This is a genomic window from Microcella sp. (assembly GCF_040286215.1).
Classification (GTDB): Bacteria; Actinomycetota; Actinomycetes; order Actinomycetales; family Microbacteriaceae; genus Microcella.
The window spans coordinates 68,924-90,583 of the sequence record NZ_JAVKCK010000002.1 but is presented as its reverse complement, the minus strand read 5'-3'; the positions used below and the strand labels follow the sequence as shown (position 1 = coordinate 90,583).

18 protein-coding genes are annotated in these 21,660 nt (G+C 70.2%); 14 read left to right on the top strand and 4 right to left on the bottom strand.

The features are described from left to right. Positions 1 to 190: 190 nt before the first annotated feature. From RJQ01_RS00445 to RJQ01_RS00435, 3 genes are read right to left on the bottom strand one after another with little or no spacing between them, the layout of a single operon-like run. The gene (locus RJQ01_RS00445) at positions 191 to 1,000 is read right to left on the bottom strand and encodes a Bax inhibitor-1/YccA family protein (protein ID WP_350474726.1); all 810 of its coding nucleotides are present in this window, start codon (positions 998 to 1,000) and stop codon (positions 191 to 193) included. A 9-nt stretch (positions 1,001 to 1,009) separates the two neighbouring features. Next, complete coding sequence (locus RJQ01_RS00440; protein WP_350474725.1) at positions 1,010 to 1,504, bottom strand: hypothetical protein; 495 nt, start codon at positions 1,502 to 1,504, stop codon at positions 1,010 to 1,012. Continuing rightward, entirely contained in the window at positions 1,495 to 1,836 is a 342-nt protein-coding gene (locus RJQ01_RS00435) for a hypothetical protein (protein WP_350474724.1), read from the bottom strand. Before RJQ01_RS00435 ends, RJQ01_RS00440 begins: the two co-directional genes overlap by 10 nt. 32 nt (positions 1,837 to 1,868) lie before the next feature. On the opposite strand from RJQ01_RS00435, the gene RJQ01_RS00430 reads away from it, so the two are divergent. The 6 genes from RJQ01_RS00430 to sucD all read left to right on the top strand — a co-directional run bounded on the left by RJQ01_RS00430 (position 1,869) and on the right by sucD (position 9,545). Further along, complete coding sequence (locus RJQ01_RS00430; RefSeq protein WP_350474723.1) at positions 1,869 to 2,900, top strand: glycerophosphodiester phosphodiesterase family protein; 1,032 nt, start codon at positions 1,869 to 1,871, stop codon at positions 2,898 to 2,900. Between the two features lie 52 nt (positions 2,901 to 2,952). Continuing rightward, positions 2,953 to 5,307: an ATP-dependent helicase gene (locus RJQ01_RS00425; protein ID WP_350474722.1), complete on the top strand. Its 2,355-nt coding sequence runs from the start codon at positions 2,953 to 2,955 to the stop codon at positions 5,305 to 5,307. A 69-nt stretch (positions 5,308 to 5,376) separates the two neighbouring features. Further along, complete coding sequence (locus RJQ01_RS00420) at positions 5,377 to 5,712, top strand: STAS domain-containing protein (RefSeq protein ID WP_350474721.1); 336 nt, start codon at positions 5,377 to 5,379, stop codon at positions 5,710 to 5,712. A gap of 113 nt (positions 5,713 to 5,825) precedes the next feature. Further along, positions 5,826 to 7,322 carry a SpoIIE family protein phosphatase gene (locus RJQ01_RS00415; protein ID WP_350474720.1) on the top strand — a complete coding sequence of 499 codons (1,497 nt, stop codon included), beginning with the start codon at positions 5,826 to 5,828 and terminating at the stop codon, positions 7,320 to 7,322. Between the two features lie 141 nt (positions 7,323 to 7,463). After that, positions 7,464 to 8,627, top strand: coding sequence for an ADP-forming succinate--CoA ligase subunit beta (gene sucC, locus RJQ01_RS00410; RefSeq protein WP_350474719.1), 1,164 nt, complete (start codon positions 7,464 to 7,466; stop codon positions 8,625 to 8,627). A gap of 12 nt (positions 8,628 to 8,639) precedes the next feature. Next, a complete protein-coding gene (gene sucD / locus RJQ01_RS00405) occupies positions 8,640 to 9,545 on the top strand; it encodes a succinate--CoA ligase subunit alpha (RefSeq protein ID WP_350474718.1) in 906 nt (301 codons plus the stop codon). A 106-nt stretch (positions 9,546 to 9,651) separates the two neighbouring features. Here sucD and RJQ01_RS00400 read toward each other — a convergent pair whose 3' ends face one another. Continuing rightward, positions 9,652 to 9,801 carry a hypothetical protein gene (locus RJQ01_RS00400; protein WP_350474717.1) on the bottom strand — a complete coding sequence of 50 codons (150 nt, stop codon included), beginning with the start codon at positions 9,799 to 9,801 and terminating at the stop codon, positions 9,652 to 9,654. A gap of 101 nt (positions 9,802 to 9,902) precedes the next feature. Between RJQ01_RS00400 and RJQ01_RS00395 the strand changes: the two genes are divergently transcribed. The 8 genes from RJQ01_RS00395 to RJQ01_RS00360 all read left to right on the top strand — a co-directional run bounded on the left by RJQ01_RS00395 (position 9,903) and on the right by RJQ01_RS00360 (position 21,576). After that, positions 9,903 to 10,856, top strand: coding sequence for a GlxA family transcriptional regulator (locus RJQ01_RS00395; RefSeq protein ID WP_350474716.1), 954 nt, complete (start codon positions 9,903 to 9,905; stop codon positions 10,854 to 10,856). 9 nt (positions 10,857 to 10,865) lie between these two features. Beyond that, complete coding sequence (ptsP, locus tag RJQ01_RS00390; RefSeq protein WP_350474715.1) at positions 10,866 to 12,902, top strand: phosphoenolpyruvate--protein phosphotransferase; 2,037 nt, start codon at positions 10,866 to 10,868, stop codon at positions 12,900 to 12,902. Positions 12,903 to 12,915: 13 nt separating this feature from the next. Further along, positions 12,916 to 14,163, top strand: coding sequence for a cell division protein PerM (locus RJQ01_RS00385; RefSeq protein ID WP_350474714.1), 1,248 nt, complete (start codon positions 12,916 to 12,918; stop codon positions 14,161 to 14,163). A 46-nt stretch (positions 14,164 to 14,209) separates the two neighbouring features. Next, on the top strand, positions 14,210 to 14,812 hold the full coding sequence (gene purN / locus RJQ01_RS00380) for a phosphoribosylglycinamide formyltransferase (protein ID WP_350474713.1): 603 nt from the start codon (positions 14,210 to 14,212) through the stop codon (positions 14,810 to 14,812). Between the two features lie 28 nt (positions 14,813 to 14,840). Beyond that, positions 14,841 to 16,436, top strand: a complete 1,596-nt coding sequence (gene purH, locus RJQ01_RS00375; protein WP_350474712.1) for a bifunctional phosphoribosylaminoimidazolecarboxamide formyltransferase/IMP cyclohydrolase — start codon at positions 14,841 to 14,843, stop codon at positions 16,434 to 16,436. A 57-nt stretch (positions 16,437 to 16,493) separates the two neighbouring features. Further along, positions 16,494 to 17,690, top strand: coding sequence for a dimethylargininase (gene ddaH, locus RJQ01_RS00370; RefSeq protein ID WP_350474711.1), 1,197 nt, complete (start codon positions 16,494 to 16,496; stop codon positions 17,688 to 17,690). A gap of 239 nt (positions 17,691 to 17,929) precedes the next feature. Then, positions 17,930 to 19,771, top strand: coding sequence for an ABC transporter ATP-binding protein (locus RJQ01_RS00365; RefSeq protein WP_350474727.1), 1,842 nt, complete (start codon positions 17,930 to 17,932; stop codon positions 19,769 to 19,771). Beyond that, positions 19,768 to 21,576, top strand: a complete 1,809-nt coding sequence (locus tag RJQ01_RS00360) for an ABC transporter ATP-binding protein (protein WP_350474710.1) — start codon at positions 19,768 to 19,770, stop codon at positions 21,574 to 21,576. The genes RJQ01_RS00365 and RJQ01_RS00360 overlap by 4 nt, the downstream gene beginning before the upstream one ends. Positions 21,577 to 21,660 lie beyond the last annotated feature (84 nt).

Genomic DNA, 21,660 nt, shown 5'->3' with positions numbered 1-21,660 from the left:
TTTTTTGTTAATAGCTTTGGTTTTTCGCGCCAATTTCGGCGCGCTGTTGATTGTGGCGAAGCCCATGTCGGGCCTTCGCGCGACGCCAGCGCCGACCGCGGCCCCCGCGGTCGGTCTCTGAACCCGCGAGCAACCCCAGGCACGAGAAGGGCCGCCCCGAAGGGCGGCCCTCATCCCGTACCTCTGTCGGCTACTCTCCGCGCAGGATGGCGAGCATCCGCAGGATCTCGATGTACAGCCAGATGACCGTGAGCACGATGCCGAACACCGCGCGCCAGGCGAACATGCGCGGGGCCCCGTTCTCGACGCCGGTCTTGATCTGATCGAAGTCGAGCACGAGCGAGTAGGCGGCGAGCAGCACCACGAGAACGCCGAGGATGAGCCCGATCGGAATTCCGAAGATCTCGGCGCTGCGCAGGCCGAAGGCATTGTCGGTCGCCCCGAAGAGCATCAGCCCCAGGTTGATGAGCGAGAAGACGGCGTAGCCGATCATCGCGATCAGGAAGACCTTCGTGGCCTTCTTCGAGGCGCGGATCTTGCCGCTGCGGAACAGCAGCAGCGTCACGACGAACACGGCGGCGGTGCCGAGGAGCGCCTGCACGGCGATGCCCGAGTATGCGGGGATCGACTCGAAGATCGCGGAGATGCCGCCAGCGAAGATTCCCTGCACGGCCGAGTAGGCGAGCACGAGACCGGCCGACGGCTTTTTCTTGAAGATGTTGACGAGCGCGAGCACGAAGCCCACGATCGCGGCGGGGATGGTGAGGAAGGGCACGAACCAGCCGACGGCGGCACCGAGGGCGACGAGGGCGAACGCGCCCACGGCCTTCTGGATCGTGTCCTCGTAGGTCATGCGGTCGGTCTGCTGCGGCGTGGCGGACGGCTTGCCGTAGATCTCGTCGAGCTGCTCACTGGAGGGCGTCGCGGCACGGTGCATGATCGCGGAGGACTGGTTGAGTGAGAACGCGGGGGAGTTGAACGCGGGGTTCGAGGTAGCCATGCGTCGATTCTAGTGAGAATCGCTATGAGATCGCCGTGCGAGCGCTGCGGCCCACCAGGCCGAACCGACGATGACGAGAGCACTGATGCCCAGCGCCAGGGGCATCCCCTCGTACTCGCGAAACACGGCGACCGCGATGACGCCGTTGAGCAGCACGGGGCTCACCGCGAGCAGGCTGCGCCAGGGGCGGTGCCGCACGAGCAGCCAGAAGAGGAAGGGGATCGTGAGAGTCCACATGAGTTGGGGACCGGCGAGCAGCAGCCACCCGACGAAGGTGCTGAGAACGATCGGCACGACGCGGCGCCAGCCGCGCGCGGGCATGATCAACCATCCGACGACGTGCGCGACCGTGCCGACGGCGAGCGGCAGCAGGTTGTCGGGACCGGAGGCCTGCAGGTGCATGAGGCCGCCAGCAATGAGGGTGAGGCCCGCCCACCGGCGGCCGCCATAGGTGCCCCAGCGCAGCGGCAGTCGAGCTGCGGCTTCGAGCGGCACTACGGCCACGGCAGCACTCCGCCGTCGAGGGCGACGATCACGGCGCCGACAATGATGAGCAGGCCGACGAGCCACAGGTAGCCGAGACCGACGGCGATCCAGGCGGGAATCGCGCCGCGCTCGCGACCGTGCGAGCGCGCGATCTGGCCGAGGGCGATGTGGCCGAACAGCGCGGCGACGGGGCTGAGCAGTGCGGCGAGGATGAGGGCCGCGATCGCGAGCGGGTTGGTGCGGCGCCGCGGCCGACGCTGGGTGGCGCGCGTCGCGCTGCCCGCGCTGTGGGCGCGGGTGGCGCCGGGCAGCGTGTCGCCGTCGGCGACCTCGGGCTGCTGCGCGTTCATGCCTTGCAGAGTATCGGCGTAGCGTTGTCGGCGTGTCAGACGCGCCACGCCCCCAGGTCATCGCCCATCGCGGCGCGAGCGCGTACCGACCGGAGCACACGTTGGCCGCCTACCGTCTCGCGATCGAGCTGGGTGCTGACGCGATCGAGCCCGACATCGTGCCGACCAAGGACGGCCAGCTCGTGCTGAGGCACGAGAACGAAATCGGCGCCACGACCGATGTGGCGTCCCGCCCCGAGTTCGCCGACCGTCGACGCACCCAGACGGTCGACGGCGAACACGTCACCGGATGGTTCACCGAAGACTTCACGTGGGCCGAGCTTGACACCCTGCGCGCGCGAGAGCGCCTGCCCGAGCTGCGCCAGGCGTCGTCGCGCTTCGACGGGCGCTACCCCATACTGCGCCTGCGCGATCTCCTGGCGCTGCTCGACGCCGCAGAGCGGCCGGTGCGCCTGGTCGCCGAGCTCAAGCACCCGACGCACTTCGCCTCCATCGGTCTGCCGCTGGATGAGCTCTTCGCCTCCGAGATCGCCGGTTGGGCCGACCGGGACCGCCTCGTGGTCGAGTCGTTCGAGCAGACGGTGTTGGGGCAGGTGCGCGAGCGCGGCGTGGACGCTGAGTTCGTCTACCTGCTGGAGCGCAGCGGCGCGGCCGCTGACCTGGTGGCGCGCGACGGCTCCTCTGCGCCCAGCTACGCCTCCCAGCTGAGCGACGCCGGGCTCGCGTCGCTCGCGGGGCAGGTGGACGGCATCAGCCCCGAGGTGGGGCTGCTCGTGCGGGCGGCGAGCGGGATCACGGGCCGTGACGCCGACAGGTGGCGGATGCTCGATCACGGCCTCGCCGCGTCCACGCTCGTGTCGCGCGCCCACGATCGGGGCCTTCTCGTCTACACCTGGACTCTGCGGGCCGAGAACCGGTTCCTCCCCGCGCCATGCCGGCTCGGCGGGAGCCCCGCGGCCCACGGCGACTGGCTCGCATTCTTCGGCGCGGTCCTCGCGTCAGGACTCGATGGGGTCTTCGCCGACCAGCCCGACCTGGCCCTCGAGGCGCGTGCGGCCCTGTGACCCCTGCCGCGCAGGAAACGTGGTCGGGGGCGCGACCTAGACTGGGGAGGTCATGAGCTTCCTCCCCGACGAGACCCTGGTCTCCGCTCCCGGCCAGGACGATCCGCTGCTCGCGGGGCTCAACCCGCAGCAGCTCACCGCTGTGCAGTCGCGTGCGCAGGCGCTGCTCATCGTCGCCGGCGCCGGCTCGGGCAAGACGAGCGTGCTCACGCGCCGCATCGCCCGGCTCATTCGCGATCGTGAGCTGTGGCCGAGCCAGATTCTCGCGATCACCTTCACGAACAAGGCGGCGGGAGAGATGCGGGAGCGCGTCGAGCAGCTCGTGGGCCGCGACGCCGCGCAGGGCATGTGGATCTCCACGTTCCACTCGGCATGCGTGCGCATCCTGCGCCGCGAGGCCGAGCAGTTCGGCTTCACGCGCGGATTCACGATCTACGACTCGGCGGATTCGCGCGCCCTCATCAAGCGGCTGGTGAAGGACATGCAGGCCGACACTCTGGGCTTCACGGTGAGCGCCGTCGCCGGCAAGATCTCGAAGCTCAAGAACGAGCTCATCGACGTCGAGGGCTACAGCCGGCAGATCAACGCGAACGACCCGACCGAGGTCATGTTCCTCGAGCTCTTCCGGCGCTACACGGCCGAGCTGCACCGGGCGAACGCCTTCGACTTCGACGACTTGATCGCCCAGACCGTGTACCTGTTTCGCGCCTTCCCGCAGGTGGCGGCGCTGTACCAGCGGAGGTTCCGGCACCTCCTGGTGGACGAGTACCAGGACACCAATCACGCGCAGTACGCGCTCATCCGCGAGCTGACGCGCCCGGTCGAGCCGCAGCACGTGCCAACGGACACGCGCATCGAGACGGACGCGAGCGGGGGCATCCCGTCGGCGGCCCTCACGGTCGTCGGCGACTCCGACCAGTCGATCTACGCCTTCCGCGGCGCCGACATCCGCAACATCGTCGAGTTCGAGCGCGACTTCCCCGGCGCCGAGGTGATCCTGCTCGAGCAGAACTACCGGTCGACGCAGACGATCCTCGACGCCGCGAATGCCGTGATCGCGAACAACTTCGACCGCATCGCCAAGAACCTGTTCACGGCGGTCGGCTCGGGCGACAAGATCGTCGGCTTCACCGGCTACAGCCAGCACGACGAGGCTCAGTTCGTCGCCGACGAGATTCAGACTCTGCACGATGCGGGTACGCCGTACAACCAGGTCGCCGTCTTCTACCGAACGAACGCGCAGACGCGCGCGCTCGAGGAGATCTTCATCCGCTCGGCGATCCCGTACCGCGTGCTCGGCGGCACGAAGTTCTACGAGCGTGCCGAGATCAAGGACATGATGGCGTACCTCATCGCCGTCGCGAATCCGGCAGACGGTCTCGCCATGCGTCGCATCCTCAACACCCCCAAGCGCGGCATCGGGCCGGCGACGGAGACGGCGCTCGCGAACCACGCCGACGAACTGGGCGGCACGATGATCGACGCGCTGCGGGATGCTCCCGCCCTCGGCCTCGGACCGAAAGTGACCGCGGCCATCGTCGACCTCGCGGCGATCCTCGACGCGGCGAGCGAGTCGCTCGACACGGGGCTCGTGCCGGACATCCTCACCGGCATCCTCGAGAAGACGAAGTATCTGGAGATTCTGCGCGGCAGCCGCGACCCGCAGGACGAAGCCCGCGCCGAGAATGTGGAGGAGCTCGTGGCGGTGACCCGGGAGTTCCAGAAGAACAACCCGGAGGGACGGCTTCTCGACTTTCTCACCGAGGTAGCGCTCGTCGCCGCAGCCGACGAGCTCGACGACTCCAGCGGCACCGTCTCGCTCATGACGCTCCACACGGCGAAAGGGCTCGAGTACGACGCGGTGTTCATCACGGGGGTGGAGGAGAACCTGCTGCCCCACCAGATGAGCGCGACCGAGCCCGGTGGCCCCGCCGAGGAGCGGCGCCTGTTCTATGTCGGCATCACCCGCGCTCGGCAGCGCCTGCACCTGAGCCTCGCGATGACGCGCACGACCTTCGGCGACACGCAGGTGGCCGCCCCCAGCCGCTACCTGCAGGAGATTCCCGCCGACCTCATCGACTGGCGGGAGGCCCCCGGCATGGGCTCGCGCACGACGGGGGGCGGCCAACGCGCGCTCGGCGGCTCGGGCACGCCCCGGTTCGGCCACAGCACGTCGCTGCCGCCGGGCAAGCCGAAGACGGAGTGGGCGAATACCGTCACGGCGAAGGTGCGCGACAACGGCGACCTCACTCTCGAGATCGGAGACCGCATCCGCCACGCCGACTTCGGCGACGGCTCGGTGACGAGCGTCACGCAGAACGGGGCGAAGTCGATCGCCGAAGTGCAGTTCGAGTCCGCCGGGCGCAAGCGCCTCCTCGTCAAGATCGCTCCGATCGAGAAGCTCTAGCCCCGCCCGCCTGCGGGGCGAAAGCTCTCCGAGCAGGAAGAATGGCAGCACCGGCGTCAGGAGGCATTCATGGATATCTCGATCATTCCGCACCCGCAGGGCGTGACAGAGATCAGTGTGAGCGGGCGGCTCAACATGGTGACCGCCGCGCGCGTGCGGGAAGCGATCCAGTCGGCCGTCGACGACAACCGACCGCGCGTCGCCATCAGGCTCGATCAGGTCGTCTTCCTCGACTCATCAGGTTTGGGGGCGCTGATCGCGGGCATGAAGACCGCGCGCGAGGCGGGCGGCGATGTGCGGCTGGTGAACCCCACCGAGCAGGTGGAGCTCGTCCTCGAGCTCACCAACATGACGGGTGTGCTGCGGAGCTTCGACAGCGTGGAGAGCGCGTATGCCGATGCCTGACATGGTGACGCGCACCCTGCGTCTCACGGCTCCACCCGACACGGTCGATACGGTGCACGAGCTGCTCGACTCGGTCTGGGGCAGCGTGCCCGATCTGAGCGCGCGCGACCGGCATGTCTTTGGAGACTGCGATCATCGAGCTGACCGCGAACGTCATCCAGCATGCCAATCGCGGTCACGGAGTGCACGCCACCTTGACCGTCATCGCCTACGAGGATCGCCTGGAGGCGACGTTGAGCGATTCGGGCGAGGTCGACCACGTCGATCTCGACGGCCGCGAGATGCCTGATCCGGATGCTCTCGCCGAGTCCGGCCGGGGCATCCCCCTCATGAAGGCCCTGGTCGACACGGTCGAGCACCGCCGCGTCGACGGTTTCAACCACTGGACGCTCGTGCGCAGCCGGGAGGCTAGCGACGCCGATCGTGAATCGACGCGGGGCATGCCCTCAGTGTCGATCTCCGGCGTCATCGACGAGATGGCTCGGCAGCGCGCCCTCGACGAGCTGGGCATCCTGGACACGTCACCGGAGGAGCGTTTCGACCGCGTGACGCGCCTCGCGAAGACCCTGTTCGGCGTCCAGTCGGCCGCGATCAACCTCATCGATGGCGACCGACAGTGGTCCAAGTCGATCGTCGGCCCGGGGCGGGCCGAGATTCCGCGCGACCAGTCGGTGTGCGCCACGACGATCATGAGCGACGACACTCTGGTCGTCGGTGATCTCAGGGCCGATCCGGAGTTCGCCGCCCGTGCCGAGGAAGGCCTCATCACGTTCTATGCGGGGCATCCGCTCTATGCGTCGACGGGGGAGCGCATCGGCGCTTTCTGCATCTATGATCCTCTGCCACGCGACTTCAGTGAGCGCGAGCAGGCCATGCTGCGCGACCTCGCCTCGTGGGTGCAGCAGGAGCTCTCCGTCAGCCAGGAGCTGTCTCGCGCGGCGGAGGTGCAGCAGGGTCTGCTGCCGTCGAAGATGCTGAGCATGCCGGGCTGGGACATCGCCGGGTTCTGCCAGCCGGCGAGGGCGGTCGGCGGAGACTTCTACGACTGGTACCCGGTCGGCGAGGGGGCGGCCATCACGCTCGCTGACACGATGGGCAAGGGCATCGCGGCGGCGATCATTGCGGCGACGGTGCGGGCGGTGCTGAGGTCGGCCGCACGCTTCGGCGATGTGACGGGCGCCGTGAACCTCGCCGCCGCCTCGCTCAACGCCGACCTGGACACCACCGGTCTGTTCGTGACCCTCTTCCACGCCCGCGTCGACATGGACTCGGGTGAGGTGACCTTCGTCGACGCGGGGCACGGCTTGACGGTGATCGCGCGGCGCGACGGCACGATCGAGCGCTTGCGGTCGAGCTCGCCCCCTCTCGGCGTCGACATCGACACCGAGTGGGAGGAGCAGACCGTCAAGCTCGAGCCGGGTGACACCCTGGTCGCTGCGAGCGACGGGGTGCTCGACCTCTACGACGGTTCGCTGGAGGGGCTGGATCGCGTAGCGGCTCTCGCCCTGCTCGCGTCGAGCTCCCACGAGGTCGTCGATGCCCTCCGCACCCGCGCCCGAGGCACCTCCTCCGACGACGTCACCGCCGTCGTCGTGCGTCGCGACGGCTGAGCGCTGGGCCGTCGGCGGTCTGCGTCGTGCGGCGGACACGCTAAAGTTGAGGGCGGATTTGTCTCGATATCGAGAAATCTCGACATCGAGAGACCGCATCGACCACCTCCAATGCTGCGCACGCGGACGGGATGAAGCACCGTGGATCTATTCGAGTACCAGGCCAGAGATCTCTTCGAGAAGTACGGTGTTCCCGTGCTTCCCGGTGTGATCGCCGACACCCCGGAGGAGGCGAGGTCGGCGGCGGAGAAGATCGGCGGTGTCACCGTCGTCAAGGCTCAGGTCAAGGTCGGCGGCCGCGGCAAGGCGGGTGGCGTGAAGGTGGCCAAGACCGCCGAGGAGGCGGAGGCTCACGCCCGCGACATTCTCGGTCTCGACATCAAGGGCCACGTCGTCGAGCGCGTGATGGTCGCCGCGGGTGCTGATATCGCGGAGGAGTACTACTTCTCGGTGCTGCTCGACCGAGCGAACCGCACCTACCTCTCGCTGTGCAGCGTCGAAGGGGGCGTGGAGATCGAGCAGCTCGCTGAGGAGCGCCCCGATGCGCTCGCGAAGGTGCACGTCGACCCCCTGACCGGTATCGATCTCGACACAGCCCGTGAGATCGCGAGGCAGGGCGGGTTCTCTGAGGAGCTCGTCGAGAAGGTCGCCCCGGTGTTCGTAAGCCTCTACAGCGTCTTCGATGACGAGGATGCGACGCTCGTCGAGGTGAACCCACTGGTGCTGACAGGGGCGGGCGACATCATCGCCCTCGACGGCAAGGTCTCGATCGACGAGAACGCCAGCTTCCGCCACCCGCACCAGGCGGAGTGGGCGGGCGGGGAGCAGGGCGACCCCCTTGAGGCGAAAGCCAAGGAGCACGACCTGAACTACGTGAAGCTCGACGGCGAGGTCGGCATCATCGGCAACGGTGCCGGGCTGGTGATGTCGACGCTCGACGTCGTCGCGTACGCGGGCGAGTCGCACGGTGGCGTCAAGCCGGCGAACTTCCTCGATATCGGCGGCGGAGCTTCCGCGACCGTCATGGCGGCGGGCCTCGACGTCATCCTCGGCGACAGCCAGGTCAAGAGCGTCTTCGTGAACGTCTTCGGCGGAATCACCTCCTGCGACGCCGTCGCGAACGGCATCGTGAAGGCTCTCGAGATTCTCGGTGACACCGCGACGAAGCCGCTCGTGGTGCGTCTGGACGGCAACAACGTCGAGGAGGGCCGCCGCATTCTGGCGGAGGCCGCGCACCCGCTCGTGACGCTCGCGAGCTCCATGGACGAGGGCGCCGACAAGGCTGCCGAACTGGCCGCGAAGTAAGGGATACGAGAAATGTCGATCTTCCTCAGCAAGGATTCCACGGTCATCGTTCAGGGCATCACCGGCGGCGAGGGCACCAAGCACACCGCGCTCATGCTGAAGGCGGGCACCCAGATCGTCGGCGGTGTCAACGCACGCAAGGCCGGTACGACCGTCGAGCACACCGCGAAGGACGGCTCGGTTCTCGAGCTGCCCGTCTTCGGCACGGTCTCCGAGGCGATGTCGAGCACGGGCGCCGACGTCTCGATCGCCTTCGTACCTCCGGCCTTCGCGAAGGATGCGGCGATCGAGGCCATCGAGGCGGGCATTCCGCTGCTCGTCATCATTACCGAGGGCATCCCCGTGCAGGATTCGGCCGACATCTGGGCGACGGCGCAGGCTCACGGCAATGCGACGCGCATCATCGGCCCGAACTGCCCCGGCATCATCACCCCCGACGAGTCGCTCGTCGGCATCACGCCCGCGACCATCACGGGCAAGGGCCCGATCGGGCTCGTCTCGAAGTCGGGCACGCTGACCTACCAGATGATGTTCGAGCTGCGCGATCTGGGCTTCTCGACCGCGATCGGCATCGGCGGCGATCCCATCATCGGCACGACCCACATCGACGCGCTCGCCGCCTTCGAGGCCGACCCCGAGACGAAGGCGGGCGTCCTGCTCGGCGCGATCGGCGGCGACGCCGAGGAGCGCGCCGCCGACTTCATCAAGGCCAACGTCACCAAGCCGGTCGTGGGCTACGTCGCGGGCTTCACGGCTCCCGAGGGCAAGACGATGGGCCACGCTGGCGCGATCGTCTCCGGCTCGGCCGGTACGGCGCAGGCCAAGAAGGAGGCCCTCGAGGCCGCGGGCGTCAAGGTCGGCAAGACGCCGAGCGAGACCGCCGCCCTCATGCGCGAGGTCATCGCCGCGCTCTCCTAGCTCTCAGGACGACGGCCCTGCCGACCCCCTGGATGGGGCGGCAGGGCCGTCGCTGTGTGCGGGGAGGCGGGCGTGTGCCACCCCGCACGATCGTGGGCACCCCGGCTCAGGCGCGGTAGTGGTCGTCGCGCTCGTACTCACGCAGAGGGCGTGCAACGGGAACCCGGCGGTAGCCGTCGCGCAGAACCGCGACGATCGTGGCACCGATGCCCGCGGCGGCGAGGAGTGCGAGGAGGATGAGGGCGATCGTGGTCATGGCAGAAAATCTATGACTGGATAATCTCGGCCACGAGTGGCAGGATTGCCATTGTCGGTCGATATTCCGCCACACTGTTTCTCCTCCTCGAAAGGCCGTCCATGCTGCACCGCGTCGTCGCCCTCGCGATCCCCGGTCTCGCCCCGTTCGAATTCGGTGTGCTGTGCGAGGTGTTCGGCATCGACCGCAGCAGCTCGGGTGCGCCCGCGTTCGACTTCCGGGTGGCCACCGCCGACCCCGGGCCCGTGCGCACGAGCCTCGGCTTCGACATCGTCGTAACCGACGACCTCTCTGTGGCTGCCGAAGCCGACCTCATCGCGGTCGCGGCGCGCAGCATCGGCCCCGTGGACGAGCGGTATCTCGACGTGATCCGTGCGGCGGAGGCCCGGGGCGCCTGGGTGCTCAGCGTGTGCAGCGGGTCGTTCGTGCTCGGTGAGTCGGGCATCCTCGACGGACGCCGTAGCGCGACCCACTGGATGTACGCGGACGAGATGCAGCGCGCCTACCCCCGGACCGTCGTCGACCCTGATGTGCTCTTCGTCGAAGACCGCCGCGTCATCACAGGTGCGGGCACCGCGGCCGGCATCGACGCGTGCCTGCACCTCGTGCGCCGCGAGCACGGCGCCGCCGCGGCGTCGGTGATCGCCCGGCGCATGGTCGTGCCGCCGCAGCGCGACGGCGGGCAGAGCCAGTACATCCAGCAGCCCGAAGTGCAGCACGGCGGCACGAGCCTCGCCGAGCTTACCGACTGGATGCTCGACCACCTCGGCGATGACCACTCCGTCGAGACTCTCGCGCGCCGAGCCCTCATGTCGGAGCGCACCTTCGCCAGACGGTTCCGCGCCGAGCTCGGCGAGAGCCCGGCCGCGTGGCTCAACCGACAGCGGCTCTTGCGCGCGCAGCAGCTGCTCGAGGAGTCCGACGCCCCCGTCGAGGAGGTCGCGCGCGTGTGCGGTTTCGGCTCCTCGGCCACGCTGCGGCATCACTTCACGCGGTCGCTTGGTACGACGCCGCAGGCCTACCGGCGCGCATTCGGGGTGCGCGCCGCGACGTAGACTGCCGCCGTGAGCGCGGGCGAGGCAGAGGCGGTGAGCGACAGCGGCGACGAGGTCGTCGTCGAGACCGCCGTGCGCAACGTCGGCGGCCTGCACACGCGCCCCGCCGCCGAGATCGCCGAGCTTCTTCACCGTTTCGACGCCGCGGTCACGATCGCGGTACCGGGCAAAGAACCCGCGACGGCGACGAGCGCCATCAGCATCGCGATCCTCGCCGCGGGAGCCGGTACTCCCGTGCGCATCACGGGCACGGGCTCCGACGCCGCCGCCGCCGTTGCGGCCGTGCGCGAGCTCATCGAGGAGGGCTTCGGGGAGGAGCTCGCCGACCCGGGAGCGCCTCCCACCGCAATGCCGGATGCGGCGCACGCCGTCCCGGCGCGCCATGCCCCCGCCGAGCAGCCCGCACCCCGCCCGCTCGGGGTCAGCCCCGGCCGGGTCATCGGCCCCGTGGCCGTGCGCCGTGGCGCCCGCCCGGTCGCGCCGTCCACCGCGGAGCGGCTGCCGGCGGCCGCGCGTGCCGAGGCCGTGGAGCGCCTCGAGCGCGCGACGGCGCACGTCGCCGACACGCTGCGCGCGAGCGGCGAGCAGCTCGAGGGTCAGCGGCGCGAGGTGCTGCTCGCCACGGCGGTGCTCGCGGCCGACGAGGCGGTCGCGGTGGCCGCCGCCGCGGGGATCCGCGACGACGGCCTCACGCCGGAAGCCGCGGTGTGGCGCGAGTTCACGCGAACGGCCGAGCGCTACCGGGAGGCCGGCGGGCGGTTCGCCGAGCGGGTGATCGACCTCATCGATGTGCGCGACCGCATCATCGCGCGCCTGCGCGGCATCGAGCTGGCTGGGCTGCCCGAGGCGGGGCATCCGGTCATCGTCGTCGCCGACGATCTGGCACCGGCCGACACGGTCGCGCTCGACGCGACTACGTGCCTCGCCCTCGTGACCGAGCAGGGCGGGCCGACCTCGCACACGGCGATCATCGCGCGCGAGCTCGGCATTCCCGCGATCGTGGGTGCGGCGGGGGCGACGGGGCTTGCCGACGGTACGCTCGTGCTCGTCGACGGCGGTACGGGGGAACTCGTCGTGCAGCCGGACGCGGCGGCGCAGGCCACGGCGACGGGCGTGCTCACGGTGCCACCCTTCGTCGGCCCGGGTCGCACGCGCGACGGGCAACTCGTGCAACTGACCGCCAACATCGGGGCGCCGCGCGACGCCACGCGCGCGCTCGAGCGTGGCGCGGAAGGGGTGGGCCTGTTCCGCACCGAGTTCTGCTTTCTCGACCGCACGACCGCGCCGACCGTGGACGAGCAGGTCGACGCCTATGCGGAGGTGCTCGCGGCGTTCGCCGGGCGCACGGTCGTGCTGCGCACGCTCGATGCCGGCAGCGACAAGCCCCTGCCCTTCCTCACCCCTCAGGACGAGCCGAACCCCGCGCTCGGAGTGCGCGGCTACCGCACAGCGCGGCGCGACCCCGGGGTGCTCGACGACCAGCTGCGGGCGATCGCGCTCGCCGCCGAGCGCACCGGCGAGCAGCCGCACGTGATGTCGCCCATGATCGCGACCCTCGGCGAGGCGGGCGAGTTCGTGCGGCGTGCGCGCGCCGCAGGGCTCGCGACGGTGGGCATCATGATCGAGACGCCAGCCGCCGTGATGATCGCCGAGGAGCTCTGTGCGATCGCCGACTTCATCTCCATCGGCACGAACGACCTCGCCCAGTACACGATGGCCGCCGACCGGCAGTCAGGGGAGCTCGCCGAGCTGACCGACACGTGGCAGCCCGCCGTGCTGCGCATGATCTCACTCGTCGGGGCGGCCACGGCGCGCACGGGGAAGCCTCTCAGCGTCTGCGGCGAGGGGGCCGCGGATGCCCTCCTCGCACCTGTGCTCGTGGGCCTCGGAGCGTCGAGCCTGTCGATGGCGGCACGCGCGATCCCCGCCGTCGGTGACACTCTCGCGCGCGTCCGTCTCGACCAGTGCCGACGGGCCGCCGAGGGGGCCACCGCCGCCGACACGCCCGCCGCGGCCCGCGAGGCGGCGCAGCGGGCCCTCGCCTAGGCTCGGGGCACCCATGACGCGCCGCCTCACCGCCACACTCGCCGCCCTCGAAGCGCTGCTCGTCGTCGGCGTCGGGCTTAGCATCCCTCTCGCCCTCGCGACGGTGCTGTGGGCGGCCCAGTTCGGCTTCCAGCTCGACTGGATCATCTTCTGGCGCGCCGCGGCCGATCTGTGGCTGCTGGGCCACGGGGTCACGATCACCTTCCAGCTCGACCCGGCCACGGCGCTCGCGCTCGGCGTCGATGGCGTCGCCGAACCGTTCGTCGTCACCCTCGCGCTGCTCGGCTTCGCGCTCGTCACGGCGTTGCTCGGGGTGCGTCTCGGCCGGCGGCTGCGGGCTGAGCCGCACCGCATCCTCGGCGAGCTCGTGGCGATCACGGGGGTGCTCGTGCTCTCCGCCCTCGTGGTGCTCAGTGCCGGGCATCCCGCCGCCCTGCCGTCGCGGTGGCAGGGAGCGCTGTTCCCCGCCCTCGTCTACGGGCTCGGCGTCGCGATCGGCTCGATCGGCGCGACCAACCCGGCGCGCGTGCGCCTGCGGCACCTGATCGCGGATGCTCCGCCCCTGCTCACCGGCGTCGGTGGCGCCGCCCTGCGCACGGGCCTCGGTGCCGTCGCCACAGTCGTGCTCGCGGGCTCCCTGCTCACCACCACCGCGCTCCTGCTCGGCTTCGGGCAGGTCATCGCCCTCTACGAGAGCGTCCAGGCTGGAGTGCTCGGCGGGCTCGCCCTCACGCTCGGGCAGCTCGCCCTGCTGCCGACCGTGGTGCTGTGGTCGACCTCCTGGCTCGTCGGGCCGGGCTTCGCCCTCGGTGCCGGGTCGATCGTGAGCCCTGTCGCGGTGTCGCTCGGGCCGCTGCCGGCGATCCCCCTGCTGGGCGCCCTGCCCGCGGGCCCGTCACCGCTCGGCTACCTCACCCTGCTCGTGCCTGTCGTCGCGGCGTTCGCCGCGGGCCTCGCCGTGCGGCCCCGCCTCGCGGCCGCCCTCGGCCGGGCATACACACACGATGTGCCGCTGCGTGCGCGAGCCGGCTGGTCGGTGCTCACGGGTCTGCTCGCGGCGATCATCGCGGGCCTCGCCATGGGCTTCCTCGCGTGGCTCGCTGCGGGTTCCGCAGGGCCCGGACGTCTCGCGGTGGTGGGCCCTGATCCGGTCGCCGTCGGGATCTGGATGCTCGTCGAGACGCTTCTCGGAGTCACCCTCGGCCTGCTCGCCGCCGGCGGGCGAGCGTCTCGACCGGCCACCGAGGCGCGCGGCCGCTGAACCGACCCGTGCGCAGCCGCTAGCCTGGCGGTGTGGGAATAGTCGCGTGCTGAGGGTCGCTGTTCTGATCTCCGGTGGCGGGTCAAATCTGCGAGCCCTGCTCGAGCAGTGCCGCCACGACTTCTACCCGGCGCACGTGGTCGCCGTCGGAGCCGACCGTGACGCCGACGGACTCGCCCACGCTGAGCAGTTCGGCATACCCTCCTTCACCGTCCCCTACTCGGCGTACCCCACCCGCGAGGCGTGGGGGGAGGAGCTGCTCGCGGCCCTTGCGCCCTGGGGGGCCGACGTCGTCGTGCTCAGCGGCCTCATGCGCCTCCTGCCCGCCGACGTCGTCACCGCCCTCGCCCCCGGGCTCATCAACACCCACCCCGCGTACCTGCCCGAGTTCCCCGGAGCGCACGCCGTGCGCGACGCGCTCGCTGCCGGGGTGACGCAGACCGGCGCGAGCGTCATCGCCGTTGACGCGGGAGTCGACACGGGCCCGATCCTCGCGCAGGAGCGCGTGCCCGTGCTTCCCGGCGACACCGAGCACACGCTGCACGAGCGCATCAAGCCCGTCGAGCGGCGCCTGCTCATCGACGTCGTGCGAGCCGTCGCCGACGGGTTGATCGACCTCGGCGCAACATCCGCCCCCCGTTCCTCCTGACCGCACCCACCCCTTCCTGGAGACCCTCATGGCCGGCCCCGTTCACGACCCCGCCCTCTACCGCGAGCGCGACGCGATCCCCGTGCGTCGCGCGCTCATCAGCGTGAGCGACAAGACGGGCCTGCTCGAGCTGGCGGCGGCGCTCGCCGAAGCAGGAGTCGAGATCGTCTCCACCGGATCGACCGCGGCGACGATCGCCGAAGCGGGGCACACCGTCACCGAGGTCTCCGCCGTCACCGGCTTCGCCGAGACGCTCGACGGGCGCGTCAAGACGCTGCACCCGAGCGTGCACGCGGGCATCCTCGCCGATCTGCGCCTCGCGTCGCACGGGGAGCAGCTCGCCGCGCTGGGCATCGCGCCCTTCGACCTCGTCATCGTCAACCTCTACCCGTTCGTCGAGACCGTCGCGAGCGGGGCGCCAGCCAGCGCGATCGTCGAGCAGATCGACATCGGCGGGCCCGCGATGGTGCGCGCTGCCGCCAAGAACCACGCGAACGTGGCGATCATCGTCGACCCGGCCGACTACCACCAGGTGACCAAGGCGGTCACGCTCGGCGGCACGACCCTGCTGCAGCGGCAGCGCTTCGCGGCGAAGGCCTTCGGCCACACGGCCGCGTACGACGCGGCCGTCGCCGGTTGGTTCGCGTCGACGCTGGGCGTGCGAGGCGATCACCCGGCGGCCGACGGCAGCCCCGCGACGGTCGAGGTGCACGCGCGCCTGCAGCAGGTGCTGCGCTACGGCGAGAACAGCCACCAGTCCGCGGCGCTCTACCGCACCGACGGGGGCGCGGGAATCGCGCAGGCGACGCAGTTGCACGGCAAGGAGATGTCGTACAACAACTTCGTGGACGCCGACGCCGCCGTGCGCGCCGCCTTCGACCACGAGCAGCCAGCGGTTGCGATCATCAAGCACGCCAACCCGTGCGGCATCGCGGTCGCGCCCTCCATCGCGGATGCCCACGCGGCTGCGCACGCGTGCGACCCCGTCTCGGCGTTCGGCGGCGTCATCGCCGCCAACCGCGTTGTGACGCTCGCCGCGGCCGAGTCGATCGCGCCGATTTTCACGGAGGTCGTCGTCGCGCGCGGCTTCGAGCCCGAGGCGCGCGCCCTGCTGAGCGAGAAGAAGAACATCCGCCTGCTCGAGCTGCCCGCAGGCTTCGCCCTGCCGGCCGTCGAGCTGCGGCAGGTGAGCGGAGGCTTCCTGCGGCAGGAGGCCGACCAGGCCTTCGCCCCGGCGTCGTCGTGGCAGCTCGTCTCGGGGGAGGCCGCCGACGAGGCGACCCTCGCCGACCTCGAGTTCGCGTGGCGCGCGTGCCGCGCCGTGAAGTCGAACGCGATCCTGCTGGCGTCGGGCGGGGCATCCGTCGGCGTCGGCATGGGGCAGGTCAACCGGGTCGACTCGTGCCACCTCGCGGTGTCGCGCGCGGGCGACCGGGCACGCGGGTCGGTCGCCGCCTCTGACGCGTTCTTCCCGTTCGCCGACGGGCTGCAGGTGCTGCTCGATGCCGGCGTGCGCGCCGTCGTGCAGCCGGGCGGGTCGGTGCGCGACGAGGAGGTCGTCGCGGCGGCGCAGGCCGCGGGCGTCACGATGTATCTCACGGGCGAGCGCCACTTCTTCCACTAGCCCGCCGCGACGCGCCACGAATTCTGGCGCCTGCCCATGGCCGGTAGCGTGTCAGCCATGACACCCCTGCTGCGTCGCCTGCTCGACGCCACCCTGGCCGCGCTCGCGGTCGCGCTCACCACCCACCTCGTGACGATCGTGCTCTTCGCCGCCATCAACGGCGCGACGTTCGAGGTGCTCACGCAGGTGAACGGCATCTTCGGCTTCTCGTCGATCCTGCTCTTCGTGTTCCTCGCACTGGCGGGTCTCGCCCCGATCTACCGTCACTGGGCGGTCGCGCTCGGCACGGGCATCCTCGCGGCCCTTCTCTCGTCGTGGTTCGGAGCCCTGCTCGCCCTTGTCGCTGCTGGCAACCCGGTCACGCAAGAGCTCATCGACTACCTGTGGCTCAGCGTGCTGGGCTTCAACCTGCTGTACCAGGTGACTGCCGCGCTCGCAGTCATGACGGTCGGCCGTCGCATCATGACGACGCGGGATGCCTCGGCCACGGCCGCCCGCCGTCTCGCGCTCGTCCGCATGCCGTCCCCCCGCCTCGCCGACGGGCTGCTCACCCACCAGGATCGTGTCGAGGTCGACGTCGACCTGGCCGACGCTCAGTGGGAGGGCTACGTGGAGGCTCTGCGCGCGGAGGGCTTCACCCTCGTCGACGTGCCGCCCGCCGACGAGCTGCCCGACAGCGTCTTCATCGAAGACACCCTCGTCGTCATCGGTGACACCGCCGTCGTCACCCGTCCGGGAGCGATCGAGCGCCAACCGGAGACAGCAGCGGCCGAGCAGACCGCGCGCGAGCTCGGCTTGGCGCTCGAGCGCATCGTCGAGCCCGGCACGCTCGACGGCGGCGACGTGCTCACGGTGGGCGACACCCTCTACGTCGGGAGGGGCGGTCGCACCAACGGCGAGGGGATCCGCCAGCTGCGCGTCATCGCCGCGCGCCGCGGTCGTGCAGTCGTCGCGGTGCCCACCTCGAAGGTGCTGCACCTGAAGAGCGCAGTGACGGCGCTGCCCGACGGCACGGTGATCGGGCATCCCGACCTGGTGGACGACGTGTCGATGTTCCGCTCCTTCCTGCCCGTGCCGGAGCCCGAGGGCGGACACGTCGTGGTGCTCGACGACCACACCGTGCTCATGGCCTCGAGCGCGCCCCAGTCTGCCGAGCTGATCCGGTCGCTCGGCTACCGTGTCATCACGGTCGACATTTCGGAGTTCGAGAAGCTCGAAGGGTGCGTGACCTGCCTGAGCGTGCTCGTGCGGTAGCGATCCGCTCTCGCGTTTCTGGGCACGCCCGCTGAGGGATAGTCTGTAAGGCTGCGAGCTCGACCACCGCACTCACCAGACGCCGGGGCCGCGCACGCATCTCCACCACCGTTCCGCGGTCGCCACAAGCGTCCGCCGTGCCGCTTCGAGGACCCACCGTGTCGACGACCACGCCCGCCCCGCCCCGCCCCAGCACCGTGCGGGCGATCGCGCGCATCTACCCCTACGCGAAGCCAGCGATGCCCTGGATCTACGCCGGCATGGGTGCGGCGCTCGCGGCGGGCATCGTGACGCTCCTCATCCCGATCGTGCTGCAGGGCCTCGTCGACGGTCCGCTCAGCACAGGCGACGCCTCGCAGATCTGGCCAGCGGGCCTGCTCGTGCTGGGCCTCGGCGTTCTCGAGGCCGTCTTCATCATGCTGCGCCGCTGGTTCGTGCTCACGCCGGGCACCCACATCGAAGCGCGCATGCGCAACGGCCTCTACGCGCAGCTGCAAGACCTGCCGGTCGCGTTCCACGACCGCTGGCAGTCGGGGCAGCTGCTGAGCCGCGCGGTGAGCGACCTGAACCTCATCCGCCGCTGGCTGTCGTTCGGCTTCGTGCTGCTCATCGTCAACACCGTGACGATCCTCATCGGCTTCGCGGTGCTCCTGAGCTGGAGTCTGTGGCTCGGCCTCCTCTTCCTCGCCATGAGCATTCCGCTGTGGGTGTACGGCTACCTGTTCGAGAAGAAGTACTCGGTGATCGCTCGCCGCGCGCAGGATCAGCAGGGCGATCTGGCGACGGCGGTCGAGGAGAGCGTGCACGGCATCCGCGTGCTCAAGGCCTTCGGCCGCGGCAAGCACTCGCTGCTGAAGTTCGCTGACCAGGCCGAGCTGCTGCGCGGCACCGAGATCGAGAAGGCCAAGGCGATCGCGAGCATCTGGTTCTGGCTCGTGCTCATCCCTGACGTGGCCTTCGCGCTGTGCCTGCTCGGAGGGGTCGCCCTCGCGGCCGCGGGCGAGCTGTCGGTCGGCGAGCTGTTCGCGTTCTTCGCCACGGCGACAGTGCTGCGGTTCCCGATCGAGTCGATCGGCTTCCTGCTGTCGATGACGTTCGACGCGCGCACGGCGACCGACCGCTTCTTCGAGGTCATGGACGAGGTCAACACCATCACCGACCCGGAGACGCCGCGCACGATGGCGAAGCCCACCGGTCGCCTCACCTTCGAGAGGGTCGAATTCCGGTATCAGGATGCTGCGCCCGACCTCCCCGGAACCCTCGACGGCATCGACCTGACCCTCGAGCCCGGGGAGACGATGGCGCTCGTCGGCATCACCGGCAGCGGCAAGACGACGCTGACGGCGCTCGCCACGAGGCTGTACGACGTGACCGGTGGGCGCATCCTTCTCGATGGTGTGGACATCCGCGATCTCACGCGCGAAGAGCTGCGGCGCCGCATCGCGATGGCGTTCGAGGATGCGACGCTGTTCTCGGCGAGCGTGCGCGACAACGTGCTGCTCGGCCGCCCCGACCTCACCGAGAGCGACGACCCGGCAGCCGCCGAGGAGGCCGAGCGCGTGCTCACCGAGGCGCTCGAGATCGCCCAGGCGGGCTTCACCTACGACCTGCCGAACGGTCTCGAGACGCTCGTCGGCGAGGAGGGCCTGAGCCTTTCGGGCGGCCAGCGCCAGCGGCTCGCGCTCGCGCGCGCCGTCGCGGCCGACCCCGCGGTGCTCGTGCTCGACGACCCGCTGAGCGCGTTGGACGTCGACACCGAGGCCCTCGTCGAGGCGGCCCTGCGTCGCGTGCTCGCGAAGACGACGGGGCTCATCGTCGCCCACCGCCCGTCGACCGTGCAGATGGCTGACCGCGTCGCGCTCCTGCAGGAGGGCCGCATCACCGACGTCGGCACGCACTCCGAGCTGTTGAAGCGCAACGAGCACTACCGCTACGTGATCTCCTCGCTCGAAGACGAGGAGCTCGCCGCGGAGGAGCGCGCCGAGCGCGAGCTGCGCCTCGCCGAGGAGCAGAGCCGCCGGCAGGATGCGATCGACCGCGAGAGCAGAGTCATCGACCAGGACGGGGAGGGAATCCGATGAGCGTCGTCGGCGTCGAGGGCGAGGAGCGCGACGACTTCACGCGCGGCGAATCTCGTCAGATGCGGGCCCGCTCGCTCACGCTGCTCGGCTCGCTCGTGCGCCCGGTGCGTGCGCGGGTCATCCTCACGATGCTCGTGATCGTCCTGTCGACCGCGTTGCAGGTCGCGGGGCCCGCGCTCATCGCGTACGGCATCGACACGGGCCTGCCCGCCCTGCTCGAGCAGAATGACTGGATGCCGATCGGCCTCATCGTCGGGGCCTACCTGCTCACCGGCATCTCGGGTGCCGCGTTCATCGCGCTCTACCAGGTGATGTCGGCGCGTTTGAGCCAGGCGATCCTGCTCGATCTGCGCAAGCGCGTGTTCCTGCACACGCAGCGCCTGTCGCTCGAGTTCCACGAGTCGTACACGTCGGGCCGCATCATCGCGCGGCAGACGAGCGACCTCGACTCGATTCGCGAGCTGCTGGATTCGGGCCTCAACCAGCTGGTCTCCGGGATGCTCTACATGAGCTTCACGGCCGCCGCACTCGTGCTGCTCGACCCGACCTCGGGTCTCGTCTTGGCCGTCTCGCTCGCACCGCTCCTGCTGCTCACGCGCTGGTTCCAGGTGCGCTCGCAGAAGCTCTTCCGGTACACCAGGGTCGCGTCGGCGCGCCTCATCGTGCACTTCGTCGAGACGATGACGGGCATCCGTGCCGTGAAGGCGTTTCGCAAGGAGCCGCGCAATGCGGTGCAGTTCGGCGACCACGTCGAGGAGTACCGACACGCCAACGCCCGCGTCATCCGCCTGTTCGGCATCTTCGACCCTGGCCTCGTCCTCATCGGCAACGTGACCGTGGCGGCCGTGCTCGTCGTCGGCGGCTTCCGCATCGTGGACGGCGCGCTCGAGATCGGCGCGCTGCTCGCGATCGTGCTGTACACCCGCCGGTTCTTCGATCCGGCGGAGGAGATGGCGATGTTCTACAACTCCTACCAGGGCGCGGCAGCGGCGCTCGAGAAGATCTCGGGCGTGCTCGAGGAGAAGCCCTCCGTCGCCGACCCGACGACGCCCATCGACCTGTGGAGGGCGCGCGGCACCGTGCGCTTCGACCGCGTGCGCTTCCAGTACACGCAAGAGGAGGTCGTGCTGCCGGATCTCGAATTGGAGATCCCGGCCGGGCAGACGATCGCGCTCGTCGGCACGACGGGGGCCGGCAAGTCGACGCTCGCGAAGCTCATCGCACGGTTCTACGACCCCACGGAGGGCGCGGTGACGCTCGACGGCGTCGACCTGCGCAAGCTCCACCCGAAGGATCTGCGGCGCGCGATCGTCATGGTCACGCAGGAGGCGTACCTGTTCTCGGGCACGGTCGCCGACAACATCGCCTTGGGCAACCCCGAGGCTTCGCGCGACGAGATCGTGGATGCGGCGAAGGCCGTGGGTGCCCACGAGTTCATCGAGTCGCTGCCGCACGGCTACGACACTGACGTCAACAAGCGCGGTGGCCGCGTCTCGGCCGGCCAGCGCCAGCTCATCTCGTTCGCGCGCGCGTTCCTCGCCGACCCGGTCGTGCTCATCCTCGACGAGGCGACAGCCTCGCTCGACATCCCGAGCGAGCGGCTCGTGCAGCAGGCCCTCAACACCCTGCTGAGCGACCGCACGGCCGTCATCATCGCGCACCGCCTGTCGACGGTCGCGATCGCCGACCGCGTGCTCGTCATGGAGCACGGTCGCATCGTCGAGGACGGCACGCCCGCCGAGCTCATCGCTGGCACGGGCAAGTTCGCGCAGCTGCACGCCGCCTGGCGCGACTCCCTGGTGTAGGCCGCGCCCACTCGCGCCCTGTCGCCCAAGCTCTCACGCTTCAGAGCGCCGGTGTCTCGCACTGCTCACGACACGTCGCACGGA